Here is a 13,878-nt window from a genome sequence, read left to right on the forward strand (position 1 = left end):
AGGCAATAACACGTTAGATTAAATACAAGAATACATACACAAACGTGTTTTGTGAGAACTTAGCAAAATGTTGGATGGTTTAAGCTCACGTTATGCAAGATCATTTACTCTTTGCATCACTACACTGCGTGCTTACGGCAGATACGAAACTAATTTCTTATTAAACTGAAATTTAGGATAGAATTATGAGGTTTTTCGTCATCTTAAAATAAAACTTATCTTGTGACCAAAACAAAACTTAATTATCTTTAACTAGAACTTTTCGCAGCTCGGATGCGTGTATGCTGACACATTTAACTCTGATCAATTTTGCATTAGCCGACCATTTAGCCATCGACATTGAACAAGGCTTTAATGTCCTGACGGGTGAAACGGGTGCAGGTAAATCTTTGCTGCTAGACGCACTATCAGCATGTTTAGGTGAACGAACAGACACCAACTATGTGCGCTATGGATCAGACAAAGCCGATGTGACAGCGACCTTTAGCTACCAAGAGCACAGTCCTGAAGCGCTTTGGCTCAAAGAACATGAGCTGGATGATGAGTCTGGGGAAATTCATTTACGTCGCGTGATTTTTGCAACAGGTCGCAGCAAAGCATGGATTAATGGACGTCCGAGCAGCTTATCCGAATTAAAAGAAATTGGCCGCTTATTGGTACAACTCTATAGCCAACACAGCCAACAACAACTCTTGGAACCGCCCTATCCAAAGCATTGGCTGGATCGTTATTATAATTTCTATCAGCCTGCTCAAGCCGTGCGTGATGCTTATAGCAAATGGCAAAAGGACATTCGTCAGCACCAAGCAGCACTCGACGCCCAAGCCACACGTAAGCAACGGATAGAAACGCTTGAACTTCAATTGGAAGAACTTGAAGACGTTGTGCAAACGGACTACAAAGAAATTGAGCAAGAATTTGACCGTCTCAGTCATCATGAACATATCATGCAAGATTGTAGCTATGGTCTAAATGCCCTCGATGACGCCGAGCAAAATATCAATCAAGAAATGGGCGCGATCATTCGTCGGATTGAATCACATGCAGGACGTAGTGAACAACTTTCTGAAATTTATACGTCGCTGCTGAACGCTCAAAGTGAAATTGAAGATGCCACCGCAAATTTACGTCAGTTTATTGATCGTCAAAGTTTTGATCCTGAACGTATGGACGAATTAAATACCAAACTGGAAGTTTTTCATCGCTTAGCGCGTAAATATCGTACTCAGCCTGAAGATTTAAAACAAGAATACGAAGCATGGCAACTTGAGTTAGAGCAACTGCATCAGCTGGAAGATCCTGAAACGTTGGCAGAACAAGTGGAAGTGTCTCATCAAGACTTTTTAACTAAAGCACAGCATTTGGATGATATTCGTCGTGAAGCGTCTACCCCATTGGCGAAGCAGTTGACCGAACAAGTGAAGCAGCTCGCGCTCCCAGAGGCTCATTTTGAATTTAAATTTGAACCGCTTGAACAAGCTTCAAGTGAAGGTTTGAGCTTTATTCAACTACTGTTCACCGCAAATAAAGGGATTCCTGCTCAGCCTCTAGCACGCGTGGCATCGGGTGGTGAATTATCTCGTATTGCCTTAGTCATGCAAGTGATGAATGCTGAAAAAACCGAATCCGAAGTGTTAGTCTTTGATGAAATTGATGTTGGGATCAGTGGGGGTACAGCGGAAATTGTGGGGCGTTTATTGGCAGACCTTGCGCAACATGTGCAAATTCTATGTATCACGCATCAAGCGCAAGTTGCAGCACAATCTGACCAACATCTCTTGGTGAAAAAACGTCAAACGGATCCTGCAAGCAGTACCATTATCGAATTAGAAGAAGATGATCGGATCCAAGAGCTGGCTCGAATGACTGGTGGTGTGGAGATTAGTCAAACGACCTTACAACACGCAAAACAGTTGCGACAATTAAAATTTCAACATAGTTAATTTTTGATGCTTTCAAAAAAGCCTGTGCATTCAAAGTACACAGGCTTTTTTCTTAAATACACTATTTGACAATCCCCTGATACACAAAGGCTTTCGAGCCTAAGCTATAGCGTAAATATTTATACTGCGGCTGATGTTGTTGATTGAGTAACATAACATCCACGTGTTTCGGACTGATTTTGAGATATTCATTACCGCTACGACGATCGGTTTCATAATGGCAGTCATAATCTACCGAGATTTGATCTAGTTTCTTTTGCTTAGTTTGAAATACATAAGATTTAAGTAACTGTTTTGGTCCAACTTCAACAGCTCTTAGATGATGTAGTCCACTGCAATTATCACCTTTATAATAACTCTTCACCAAATATACAGTTTTATTTTGGATGTTGACCGGCAAAATTTGATTGATATAGCCTGAGTCAAATTGATCTAAATGTTGCGTTTTTCCCGTTGCATATTGCACATAGCTGCTCCACTCCCCCATGGTGCCTCCGCCAGACACATCAAAACTATAAAATTTAAGTTTTTTATCTGGTGAATATTGCACATGAACAAAACCTTGCTTTTCGAGTTGCGTAAATCCGTAGTGAAAACTGCTCGGATCTGCCGCAATGACATCCACAATTTCACGTTCTATCGCTTCATTGACCTCATAAAAATTTAAGTTTTTATATTTTTTAATCACCTGAGATTCATGTTTTTGTAAGTCAGCGCTTCCTGCAAAGCCTGAAATAGGTAGGCTTACACAGAGTGCCATCCCTATTATTTTTGAATAATGTGTCATTGTTTTACCCTCAGTTTATCCTGCTATTTTAAGCAATCTCAGTCATCCATCACGTATATCTTCTCCTCACTTTTGTACTGCTGTTGTTCAAATCACCAATCATCGCTTCACAATTCACCACATTGCAGACCCGCCTGCACGATGAAGATTTTTAGCATGTCCCTCACTGGTCGAGCATGACAAATATTAAATTTGCAGAAAAACTCATTGTTGAAAACTTGTGAGTCTAGTATGTTGATAAATACAACGTTATTCGAATGCAATTCCCCCCAAGAATGAAACTTACCCCAATAAGGAGAAGCCATTAGGTGACTAAACAATACCTCACACACCGCTGCCTGATTGCTCCACCCGAAATGAACGATGAATTCTTTGCCAATACGGTGATTTATTTGGCGCGACATGATGAAGATGGCGCTCAAGGCATCATTATTAATCGTCCTTCGGGCTTGCAGATCAAAGAACTATTGAATGATTTGGAAATTGAGGCAGATAATGTGCATCCTCATGAAGTGTTGCAAGGTGGTCCTTTGCGCCCAGAGGCAGGTTTTGTTCTTCATACCGGTCAACCGACATGGCATTCGTCTATTGCTGTAGGTGAAAATGTCTGCATTACCACGTCTAAAGATATTTTAGATGCGATTGCACACAATGAAGGTGTTGGTCGTTATCAGGTGGCTCTAGGATATGCCAGTTGGGGTAAAAGCCAATTAGAAGAAGAAATTGCTCGGGGTGATTGGCTCATTTGTGACTCAGACATGGATTTAATATTTAACTTACCTTATGACGACCGCTGGGATGCTGCCTATAAAAAAATGGGCGTAGACCGCATGTGGTTATCATCTGAGATTGGACATGCCTGATTTACCACAATATCAAATGATTATGGCCTTTGACTTTGGCACACAAAAAACAGGAATGGCTGTGGGACAAGCCCTGATTGAAAGTGCAAATCCCCTGCCACTCTTTCCCATGAAAGATGGCATTCCCAATTGGGATAATCTACTCAAGATTGTGAAACAGTATCAGCCGGATTTGTTCATCGTGGGTCTACCGCTCAATATGGATGATAGCGAATCTGAACTCTCCACACGTGCGCGTAAATTTGCACGACGCCTTCGCCACCAAACCAATATTGAAACCTTGATGGTCGATGAACGCTTAACGACACGTGAAGCGCGTGATGAATTAGATCATTATCAAGCCCAAGGCCGTGCGAAGAATCTTTCTGCCGACAGCCTTGCTGCAGCATTGTTTATTGAAAGTTGGTATCGAAATCCAGTTGGACTGAAACCTTAAGCGCTTTCAACAAACAGGCAAATAAAAAAGCATCCAAAAGAGGATGCTTTTTTATGCGCAAGATTGATCACTCAATGCTGCGCAAATGAAATGATTGGGGATAACTTAGTTTTTATCCACAATATGAATCGTGGTGGTTCGACCCGCGACAAAAGCCAACTGATCATGCGGTACTTCATCCAGTACAATTTTCACTGGTACACGCTGTGCCAAACGGACCCAACTAAAGGTTGGATTGACATTGGCCAGTAAGCCATCAGTCGAGGTACGTTCACGGTCTTCAATCCCTGTTGCAACGCCTTGTACATGACCTTTATAAACTTCAGAACTTCCCATCAGTTGGATTGTTGCCGGTGCGCCAACATAGATTTTATCCAGTTTGGTTTCTTCAAAATATCCCACAACATACAATTGTTGACGGTCAATTAAGGCCGCTACGGCTTGGCCTACTTTGACGTAATTCCCTGCTTTGAGTTCAAAGTTAGACAATGTTCCATCAGTCGGTGCAACCACTTCCGAACGTTTTAAATTCAATTCTGCCAAATGTAAACTGCTATTGGCCGCTTCAATTAGGGCTTTTTGCTGCACCACACTGGCTTTGGCTTGTTCAATCGCTGCCTGAGTTTGCTCATGCTCTGCATGTGATTGATCACGTACTGCAAACATTTGATCTTGTTCTTGTTTTGAAATCGCACCGTCCATCAAACTTGCATAACGATTTGCATTTTTATCTGCAAGATTAATATTGGCTTGCGACTTCACTAAATTCGCTTTGGCTTCAGCAAGCTGTGCTTCAGCCCCTGCGAGTCCTGCTTTGGCTTTCGCCAAGTCAGATTTGGCTTGCTCAACATCCAACGCTTGACGTGCCACATCTATACGAAATAACACTTGGCCTTTTTTCACTTGTTGGTTGTCTTGAACTAAAACGTCTGTGATTAAACCTGAAACATCCGATGACACTTGAATCACGTCACCACGTACCCGTCCATCACGCGTCCATGGTTCCGAATTGTAATAGTCCCAAATATGTTTCAGCGCAAGTAATGCGCCGCATAGCACGATTATCAACAATACAGGCCGAACATATTTTCGGACATTAAAATTGGTCATACGATTACCTCAATCATTTCATTTTTTTAGGGGCTTAGAACTGGCAGAAAATAAAGATTTCATGCACCAGCCAAAGCAACATCACAAATACACCCAAATAAAAAATATTGGGCATCGGCACCCAATCTTGCGCCATCCATCGGTCAAGCAAACGCATGATGATCCGCAATAACAGATAGGCCAATACCGCTTGAATCAATAGAATGGGCACATAGACGCCATACACATTTAGCTCACCCATGTTGTGCCTCGACCTGTAAATGATTTGGAGTCTGCTGTGTTAGGACATGACACAAACTGCTTTGAATATTGTTCAGTGAATACTGAATTCGATGCATAACATCGTCGTTTTCCACACCCTGAACGGCCTGATTCAATCGTTGAACTCGCTCTACAATTTGCTGTTTCAAGCTCATAAAGACATTCTTTTGCCCTTGTTCCATGGCCCGAAAATAGTCATCTAAATCTTGTTGTAACTCTTCGAGTTTACCGACCAGTGCATCATTCGGATCGAGTTTATTCATCAGTTCTTGTAAGCGGGTCAAATCAATCACCGCACTGGCTTCCACCAAAGCCCACTCGATCTGTTGTTTCAAATTTCCTGATTGCACCATTTTGCTGTTTAGGATGCCGATTCGGTCCAACATACTGCGTAAATGCACCCGAAACGGTAAGCCGTACGGCAGATATAAAGCCTGACGCAGTGCCTTATAATGCTGAGAAAGGATGCGTTGGGCCGTCATATCTGGTGACATTGCACGCACTAAATGAATAATAAACACCGAAATAATGGGTCCCAAAACCGTCCCAATCGATGCATCAAAGAAAAACACCTGATCAAGGCTAAAGCGGTTTTGAATATTCAGTCCCATAATCGCCCCCATCAGTAATGGCAAGCTAATTCCAATCAAAGGTGGATGTAAAAACAACATCAGACAGAACATCACAAACGGTGCTAACACCACGATCAACTGCCAAAAGGCGGTCACATGCGGGAAAATGCCATAGGCGTAGATAAATACCACGACCGCTGCATACATATTCGCGCGAATAAACATTTTCAATGCAGGAACAGGATTATCCATTGCCGTTAAAATACAGGCACTGATCGCAGCCATTTCAGCCATCATAAATCCAGCTTTCCAACCACTAACGATCCAAAAACCCGTGGAAATTAAAATAATCAGACACGCAGACACCCCGCCACGAATGGCAACCCCCGCATCTCGGTGCAAAGTCGGATAATGACTATTGCCCAAGGCAGTCAGTGTAGCTGGTAAAGTGGAGTCGCCTTGTTGTACCCGCTGCCAAAGCAGACGAATCGCACGAATATTCTGAATAAAATGGCGAATATCCATTTTTAGACTGCCCAAAATCACCTGTTGTGATGGCAATGCCTGTGCCTGAATCTGTTGAAAATCTTGCTCAAACTGTTCAGGCAATTGATTAAGTTCACTTTCCTCAATCTGATGTTGATCTAATAAAAACGCGGCAATATGTTCATGAGCTTGCTTGAGTGCCGTCCGATAATGTGTGTCCAGACCGTCTAATTGTTTCATCCGCTCAGACATGGCCACCAAGTTACTGACCAACAAACTCAACTGATGCAAGATTTCCTGCAACGGACGTGTCATGCCTTTTAAGGTTGATTTTTCATAAGACAAATGCACCGCCATGACATGTATATCCGCGATATCTCGTGCAATATTGCCGAGATTTTTTGAATAATTTTCTAGTTCGGCAGGCTCTAATAAAATCTGATCAAATATTTCTTTGGTATCGGCAAAGGTTTTGCTCACGCGTGTTTCAACCGCAGGACCAATATGCATTGGAAATAACGTCGTGGTCACGATGGCACTACAGACCACACCCACCGTAATTTCCAGAAAACGCCCCAAGGCCATATCGAAGATCGAAGCGGTATCAATAAAATACACCACGTTAAAACAGATAATGACCGTGGTATAACCCGCCAACATGGAAACATAACTACGAGGCGTACGGTCTAGCAGTGACAAATACAGGCAAAACCCAACCCAAACCGCCAAAAACACCGTAAACAGTACTGGCATATGGATGAGATGTGGCAGTGCCACCAGTGACACAGCCGCCCCTAAGAACGTCCCTAATACACGATATAAACTTTTTGAAGACGTCATGCCTGAATATGGATTCGCGATTACGAAAACGGTGCCAATCGCCCAAATCGGATAAGCCAAATTCAGTACAAAGGCCACATACAATGCCAACATGCCCGCGATGAACGTTTTGGTCGCAAAAATCCAGTCCATTTTATTGGGTCGAAAAGCGAGTATTTGTTTCGTCAGCAGCATGATTGATCTCATCGGTTTGCTTCTTTTTAGTGAAAACGGCCTCGTATCGAATGCTTAAACATTCGACAGCACAACCTGTATCACGGCACAGGAATGACTAGAAATTTCAATAAGTAAAGAAGCGATTCAAATCGTGTTTCAAACCATTTGAATACAAAAAGTAGTGTGCAACATTGCCTGCGCATCGAAAGAATGGGCAATATTTATTCAATATAGGATATTTTCACGACAATTTTGATAAAAAAACAAATTAAAGTCAATATTAATATCTTATTTTGATAATTTACCTATATTTTAAATGCGTATTTCAATTTTTTATTATGCTTTTATCAGAATAACCCAAGAAACCCTGTGATATTTCAGATTTGTTTCATTTTCAATGTAGAAAAGCGCAACATCAGGCCGAGCAATTTGTTATAAAGTAACTTAACGATTCATTTTTATTGTGACCAAGCAGGTTCTTATGGCGCTTTCCAGTTTTGGTAAAATTCTCACCGTACTCGACTTATTTTCAGTTGCTCGTCCCATCATCAATGTCGACATTATTAGTGAAGAATTAGGCTTATCTAAACCAACGAGCTATCGCTATTTAAAAGAACTGGTTTCTGCTGAATTATTGCAGCGCCTCAGTGGGACTTCTGGCGATTACACACTGGGTTCAAAAATTGCTGTGCTTGATTTTATTTCTCGCACCACCGATCCATTGGTGCAAATTAGCATTCCCTTCATGAAAGAAATTGTGGAACGCACAGAGTCTTGTTGCTTATTGACGCATCTGAATATCGACTCTTGCATTGATGTACATCATGAACTTTATAAAGACTATGCAGCCTTGGCATATGGTCGAGGTAGCCCACGTCCAATGTACAAAGGCTCATCGTCTAAAGTGATTTTGTCGCAGTTACCTAAGCAACGGATTTTAGATTATTACCACCGTTTTGCGGACGAGTTATCTCAAGTTGGTTTTGCGCATAATGAAGAAGAATTTATGCTGCAAATGAAAAAGATTAAAAAGCAGGGTTATTATTTTTCCAATGGTGAAGTTGACCCGAATATGTCGAGCTTATCGATTCCGATTAAATTTTCCAGTAAAGAATCCCCGCTTGCTTTGACCCTATTGGCGTCTAAAAATCGTTTTGAATTTATGAATTTTCAAAAAGTCGTAGAAATGATGCAAGACTGTACAGCGCGTATTGAGAAAAAATACAGCAGTATGATGGAAGAATCGGACGCCATTTAAATCTGATCAGATTGCGCACAACTGATGCGATGTTGTAAAGATAATATTTAATTAATCTGATAAATTAATATTATTAATTGAATTTATTAATTATAAATATTAGATAAATTATCATAATATGATTATTGTTCTTTAGCAGTCATCTCAACCATGTGTTCCATGATTTCAGTTGATTGTCGCTATACTCTTCCTCAGAGAAAGAAAAAAGCTCATCTAGATATGGGCTTTTTTTACGGCTGTTGATCATAGAAATAACGAAAGGTTAAATTCACCCTCGGCTCGGTCACTTTCATCGACTTCATTAGGGCATGTTTCCAATACCGTTGGGTTTGCCCACGCATCACAATCAACTGTCCACTTTGCAGTAAAAGCTGTACTTTCTCTTGAGTGCTTTTATGTTTAAAGCAAAACTTTCGGCTTGCACCAAAACTCAAAGATGCGATCACCACCTGCTGTGTGGGTGAAAGCAAAGATGGCTCATCATCACTATGCCACCCCACCGCTTGCGTACCATTTTCGTATAAATTGGCCAAACAGGAATTAAACGTCTGACCCACCCGTTGCTCAATATGTTGCTTTAAGCGCAGTAAAGCTGGATTCCAGATCAATGCCTGCTTTTGCATGCCTGAATAGTGATACTCATAATGAGCATCTCCATACCAAACCACTTTTCGTTCCGTTTGAAAATACTGTCCATGCAAAATGACTTCATCATGCTGCCAAGCCAACTGCGTGAGGAAATAGCGTAAATATTTTTCACTGTCTTCAGCATTGAAGATCAATCCATAATCTTCAACTTCACCATCATAGGGCAACAGATTTGCATGCGGTTCAGGCGTAAATAATTCAAAATTCATCGGTTCAACTCAACACTGTTTGGCACAGCAGCGTGATGCTGATGTCGTGAGCACATTTAAAAAATATCTTAGCCGAAAAACTCTCGTCACAAATCAAAACATTGTCATTACTTGTCGCATAGAATTTTCAGTCTTAGACTAAAGCTCATATTCACAATAAAAATAATTGCTTATGAACCTGTGGCAGCTTTTCCAAAAATTACGTCCATTCGTACAGCCATACCGCTGGCTGGTGGTCGTGACGCTGATCTTGACCTTAATTGGCTCACTCACGGCACAGGTGAATGCCCTGACACTCAAATATGCCGTAGACAGCATCAATCAGCTTTTACAGCAAGGCCTCGGTCTAGCCAATGGTTGGCATATATTAATCACCATCACCGTAGTTTTACTGGGAAAAGAAGTCATCAATGCCATCGTGCAATTTGGACAAAAATCGTTTGGTGAAAAATTACGTATTTTAATTTCTCAGGATTTGTCCCAAGGCATTATTGAAAAATTTATCACCTATCGATTGGCATTCTTCGATCAACAAGACAACCAAGCAGGCAAACTCCAAACTCGAATTGATCGGGGGGTTAGCTCGCTCACACGACTGGTTCAAATCTTTTTTATTGATATTTTACCGCTATTTACCAGTGCTATTATTGCACTGGGCTTAATGTATTATGCCAATGTTTGGGTTGGCGTGGTGGCCACAATTATTGTGCCGATTTATTTTTGGCTAACTTTCAAACAATCACAAAAACTGGCAGGCAAACGCCGTGCCCTACGCGATAATTTTGAAAAGAAAAATCAGGGTATTCTGAGTATTATCAATTCGATAACGGTAATTAAATCTTTTAACAAAGAAGCCGTCGAATCGAAAAAGCAATTAAATCTGCAAAAGTCACTGACTGAAAACCAAATGCAGACACGGCAAACCAGTTATATCTTTGACGGACTCAAAACCTTTATTGAACAAGTCGGTGTAGTGCTGATCATCATTCTGACGGCCTATTTTGTTTTGGATGGGCAAATGAGTATCGGGATGATTATGTATCACGTGTTGTTATTTAATAACGTCTCTGCCCCGATTCGCTCGCTGCATCGTATCTATGATGAAATTAACTCTGCGATGATTTATTCAGAAAGCTTCTTTAACATCTTAGAAGCGGATCATGAAATTGAAACCAGTGGCACTGCCCAGCCTCCGATTCAAGGTCAATTTGAATTGAGCAATGTCGACTTTAGTTATCCCAATGGTTTTCAGGCATTACACCGTATCAATATGACCATCCAACCAAATAAAATTACCGCCTTGGTTGGTTTATCTGGCGCTGGTAAATCGACATTAATTAGCTTACTGGATAAGTTTTATCATCCTCAAGCGGGCAATATCAAACTCGATGGCATCGATTTAGAACAGATTGATACACAGTATTTACGTGAAAATATTGGTTTGGTATTGCAAAAAAATCATATTTTTCCAGGTTCAATTTTTGAAAATATTCGCTATGGCAAAAGTACAGCTACAGAGCAAGAAGTCTTCGATGCAGCACGGAAAGCCTCGATCCATGATCAGATTTTAAAACTGCCACATGCCTATGAAGCAGATGCCTTACTGCTTTCAGGTGGACAGCAACAGCGCATTGCCTTGGCACGTATGTTCCTGAAAAATCCGCCGATTATTTTCTTGGATGAACCGACTGCAAGTTTAGATGCTATCGCGGCTGAACAAATTAAAAATAGTCTGGATCAAATTAAGCAAGGGCGTACAGTTATCATGATTTCGCATAGTTTGTCGCAAATTATCGATGCCGATTACACCTACGTCATGAAAGATGGACAAATCGTAGAACACGGGGAGCATCATGATTTGTACCATCAAGAAGGTGCCTATAAGCAAATCTTCGATGCGATGGCGAAAAGTTTAAATATTGACAAAATTGCCCGTACTTTTGAAGAAGACGAAGAAACACATAGTTAATTTAGACCGAAAAAAGCCCATCGTTTGATGGGCTTCGTTCATCTTGATGCTAATCCATTAACGCTGAACTTTTTGCTCAATTTCTTCAACACTGGTGTGACGGACATCTAGACCTTTCACCATATAAATCACTTGTTCAGAAATATTTCGAGCATGGTCACCAATACGTTCAAGTGAACGTAGCACCCAAAGTACATTCATCACCCGAGTAATGTGGCGTGGATCTTCTATCATATACGTCATGAGGGTACGGGTTGCCGATTGGTACTCGCGGTCAATATCAGCATCGGCCAAAAGGACACGTAAAGCCTGATCTACATCCAAACGTGCAAAGGCATCGAGCGCATCATGAATCATCACGCGAACTTGGTTGCCAATATGCCGTGTTTCCATATAGCCACGCGGTGAACCACCTTCTTCACACAAACTTTGTGCAATACGGGCAATTTTTGCCGCTTCATCACCAATCCGTTCTAAATCGGTGTTGGCTTTCGACATCGCAATCACCATGCGTAGATCAATCGCAGCAGGATGACGACGCGCCAAAATCAGGGTAAGCGCTTCATCAATTTCAGTTTCCATACGGTTCACCGTATTGTCTTGAAATTGAACATCGATCGCCATCGTTGCATCCGTATCCAATAAGGCATGAATGGCATTTGCAACCTGCTGCTCCACCAAACCACCCATGGTCATAAATTTGGTATGCACATCCTGCAATTCTTCATTGAATTGCGAAGAAATATGATGGTTTAAAACAGGATTATTAGGCAAAGCGAGTCTCCACTACAACGTGAATCGGCAGATTTTAGTGCCATATTAAAGCATATTGATTGTGAAACTTTTATGACCATGGATTATTTCTTTAGTAGGATCGATGGCTGATTTTTCTGATCGACCAACCATGCATTCATTTCCACTAAATCAGCTTCCGTTAATTTCCCAACGGAGGCTTTGAGTTGTAATACATGTATTAAATAATCGTACTTGGAATTTAAATAATCTTGACGGGCTGAAAAGGCATTACGCTGTGCCAGTAGCACATCAACCATAGTTTTCAGACCTTCTTGGTACTGAGCTTGTGACGCCAAAGACACTTGCGCGGAAGAATCCATCGCGGCTTTACGTGCCTGTAATTTACTTTGATCCGTTTCGACTTGCATATAAGATTTTTTTACATCGGTTTGTGCTTTTCGAATCGCTGCATCCACCTGTGCTTGGCTTTTTTCAACATTGATCGCCGCTTGCTTAATGGATTTCTGTGTCCGTCCACCATTAAACACATTCCAGTTCATTTCAATCCCCACCTGATCAAATTGACCATCTTGCGACATGATGGATTGTGGACTTTGCTTGTTATAACCATAGGTCCCTACAGCTTCAATCTGAGGATATAAGGCAGCTTTTTCGACGCGTTTGCCATCTTCCGCATAACGTTGTTGCATACGCGCTTGTAAAATGCCTAGGTTCTGCTCCTGAGCCAGTTCTTCCCAGGCTTGTACATTGTTTGGAATCGGTTTTTCAAACTGAAAATCTTCACGTAACACCGCCAAATTTTCTCGATATGGCCCAATCAACTGTTGTAATTGTTCCTGCGCCAAAACCAATTGAACATTAGTCGCCATGCGGTTGGCCCGAGCATTTTGATATTGTGCATTGGCTTCACTGACATCACTTTTTGCCACCAAACCTTCTTTTAATTTAGCATTCATCATGCGCAGCTGTTCCGATAGCGCCTGTTCTTCTTGTAAGTTGGCAACCGTCAATGCTTGCTGACGTAGGACATTAAAATAAGCTTCAGAGACATTTAAAATATGATCTTGTTTTTGAATCCGCAGATTGATTTCACTTAAATTAATCGAGGTCTTGACTTGCTTCAGCCCTTCCCATGCATCCCAACGAAAAATGGGCTGACGAGCAGTGAGCGCAATTTGTCTTGTTGTGGTGCTGTCTGGCATGATCAGCCCGGCTTGAGCGCCGCTTTGGTTGGAATTTTGATTTTTTCGGGTCACATTTCCGGAGATTGTTACCGTTGGAAGTAAGTTCCCATTGGCAATCCCCAAATTCAATTTATCCGCTTCATATTGTAGTTTATTGGCTTGCCAATTGGGGTCTTCTTGTTTTGCACGTTCATAAGCTTGCACAAGGTCTAGCGCACACGCCCATTGACTCGTGAAAAGCAAACAAAGACCCACCACAACTTTTTTGTTCATTTTTTTTGTAAATCCCTAATATTCAAATACCCGAGATTGAATATTCAAGCCTAAAACTAAGCAGATACTAATCATATCCTTGCAAATTTCCGTATGATTTTTATTAATTTTTTATATCAAATGCGAC

Annotated in this window: 12 protein-coding genes; 5 read left to right on the top strand and 7 right to left on the bottom strand. The window is 41.3% G+C overall.

Features of this window, described 5'->3' with window-relative positions; translation table 11 throughout:
• Positions 1-281 precede the first annotated feature (281 nt).
• Entirely contained in the window at positions 282-1,943 is a 1,662-nt protein-coding gene (gene recN, locus M5F03_RS16240; protein WP_249708897.1) for a DNA repair protein RecN, read from the top strand.
• A gap of 61 nt (positions 1,944-2,004) precedes the next feature.
• Here recN and M5F03_RS16245 read toward each other — a convergent pair whose 3' ends face one another.
• Complete coding sequence (locus M5F03_RS16245) at positions 2,005-2,730, bottom strand: hypothetical protein (RefSeq protein WP_249708899.1); 726 nt, start codon at positions 2,728-2,730, stop codon at positions 2,005-2,007.
• 308 nt (positions 2,731-3,038) lie between these two features.
• Between M5F03_RS16245 and M5F03_RS16250 the strand changes: the two genes are divergently transcribed.
• Together M5F03_RS16250 and ruvX are read left to right on the top strand one after the other, a co-directional pair.
• The gene (locus M5F03_RS16250; protein ID WP_078189425.1) at positions 3,039-3,593 is read left to right on the top strand and encodes a YqgE/AlgH family protein; all 555 of its coding nucleotides are present in this window, start codon (positions 3,039-3,041) and stop codon (positions 3,591-3,593) included.
• Positions 3,586-4,029, top strand: a complete 444-nt coding sequence (ruvX, locus tag M5F03_RS16255) for a Holliday junction resolvase RuvX (protein ID WP_078192570.1) — start codon at positions 3,586-3,588, stop codon at positions 4,027-4,029. Before M5F03_RS16250 ends, ruvX begins: the two co-directional genes overlap by 8 nt.
• Before the next feature lie 105 nt (positions 4,030-4,134).
• Here the strand turns inward: ruvX and M5F03_RS16260 are convergent, their stop codons facing one another.
• The 3 genes from M5F03_RS16260 to M5F03_RS16270 are packed head-to-tail and all read right to left on the bottom strand — an operon-like array spanning position 4,135 to position 7,472.
• A complete protein-coding gene (locus M5F03_RS16260) occupies positions 4,135-5,139 on the bottom strand; it encodes an HlyD family secretion protein (protein ID WP_249708901.1) in 1,005 nt (334 codons plus the stop codon).
• 34 nt (positions 5,140-5,173) lie between these two features.
• A complete protein-coding gene (locus tag M5F03_RS16265) occupies positions 5,174-5,380 on the bottom strand; it encodes a DUF1656 domain-containing protein (RefSeq protein ID WP_078192571.1) in 207 nt (68 codons plus the stop codon).
• Positions 5,373-7,472 (bottom strand): FUSC family protein, encoded by a 2,100-nt coding sequence (locus M5F03_RS16270; RefSeq protein ID WP_249708904.1) that lies wholly within the window; start codon positions 7,470-7,472, stop codon positions 5,373-5,375. The genes M5F03_RS16265 and M5F03_RS16270 overlap by 8 nt, the downstream gene beginning before the upstream one ends.
• Before the next feature lie 463 nt (positions 7,473-7,935).
• On the opposite strand from M5F03_RS16270, the gene M5F03_RS16275 reads away from it, so the two are divergent.
• Positions 7,936-8,712 carry an IclR family transcriptional regulator gene (locus tag M5F03_RS16275; RefSeq protein WP_249708905.1) on the top strand — a complete coding sequence of 259 codons (777 nt, stop codon included), beginning with the start codon at positions 7,936-7,938 and terminating at the stop codon, positions 8,710-8,712.
• A gap of 230 nt (positions 8,713-8,942) precedes the next feature.
• Here M5F03_RS16275 and M5F03_RS16280 read toward each other — a convergent pair whose 3' ends face one another.
• Positions 8,943-9,569 carry an alpha-ketoglutarate-dependent dioxygenase AlkB family protein gene (locus tag M5F03_RS16280; protein ID WP_249708906.1) on the bottom strand — a complete coding sequence of 209 codons (627 nt, stop codon included), beginning with the start codon at positions 9,567-9,569 and terminating at the stop codon, positions 8,943-8,945.
• Between the two features lie 172 nt (positions 9,570-9,741).
• Here M5F03_RS16280 and M5F03_RS16285 point away from each other — a divergent pair, with 172 nt between their 5' ends.
• Positions 9,742-11,538 (top strand): ABC transporter ATP-binding protein, encoded by a 1,797-nt coding sequence (locus tag M5F03_RS16285; protein WP_078189432.1) that lies wholly within the window; start codon positions 9,742-9,744, stop codon positions 11,536-11,538.
• A gap of 57 nt (positions 11,539-11,595) precedes the next feature.
• Here the strand turns inward: M5F03_RS16285 and phoU are convergent, their stop codons facing one another.
• Positions 11,596-12,312: a phosphate signaling complex protein PhoU gene (gene phoU / locus M5F03_RS16290; RefSeq protein WP_078189433.1), complete on the bottom strand. Its 717-nt coding sequence runs from the start codon at positions 12,310-12,312 to the stop codon at positions 11,596-11,598.
• A gap of 83 nt (positions 12,313-12,395) precedes the next feature.
• On the bottom strand, positions 12,396-13,751 hold the full coding sequence (gene abuO, locus M5F03_RS16295; protein ID WP_180116046.1) for a multidrug efflux outer membrane protein AbuO: 1,356 nt from the start codon (positions 13,749-13,751) through the stop codon (positions 12,396-12,398).
• Positions 13,752-13,878: the final 127 nt, after the last annotated feature.

Source organism: Acinetobacter amyesii (genome assembly GCF_023499985.1).
GTDB lineage: Bacteria > Pseudomonadota > Gammaproteobacteria > Pseudomonadales > Moraxellaceae > Acinetobacter > Acinetobacter amyesii.

Bases quoted from the DNA above. Each gene is read 5' to 3' on its own strand.
- recN (WP_249708897.1), top strand. From the start codon at position 282: ATGCTGACACATTTAACTCTGATCAATTTTGCATTAGCCGACCATTTA.
- M5F03_RS16270 (WP_249708904.1), bottom strand. From the start codon at position 7,472: ATGCTGCTGACGAAACAAATACTCGCTTTTCGACCCAATAAAATGGAC.
- M5F03_RS16285 (WP_078189432.1), top strand. From the start codon at position 9,742: ATGAACCTGTGGCAGCTTTTCCAAAAATTACGTCCATTCGTACAGCCA.
- M5F03_RS16265 (WP_078192571.1), bottom strand. From the start codon at position 5,380: ATGGGTGAGCTAAATGTGTATGGCGTCTATGTGCCCATTCTATTGATT.
- M5F03_RS16245 (WP_249708899.1), bottom strand. From the start codon at position 2,730: ATGACACATTATTCAAAAATAATAGGGATGGCACTCTGTGTAAGCCTA.
- M5F03_RS16260 (WP_249708901.1), bottom strand. From the start codon at position 5,139: ATGACCAATTTTAATGTCCGAAAATATGTTCGGCCTGTATTGTTGATA.
- abuO (WP_180116046.1), bottom strand. From the start codon at position 13,751: ATGAACAAAAAAGTTGTGGTGGGTCTTTGTTTGCTTTTCACGAGTCAA.
- M5F03_RS16280 (WP_249708906.1), bottom strand. From the start codon at position 9,569: ATGAATTTTGAATTATTTACGCCTGAACCGCATGCAAATCTGTTGCCC.
- ruvX (WP_078192570.1), top strand. From the start codon at position 3,586: ATGCCTGATTTACCACAATATCAAATGATTATGGCCTTTGACTTTGGC.
- M5F03_RS16275 (WP_249708905.1), top strand. From the start codon at position 7,936: ATGGCGCTTTCCAGTTTTGGTAAAATTCTCACCGTACTCGACTTATTT.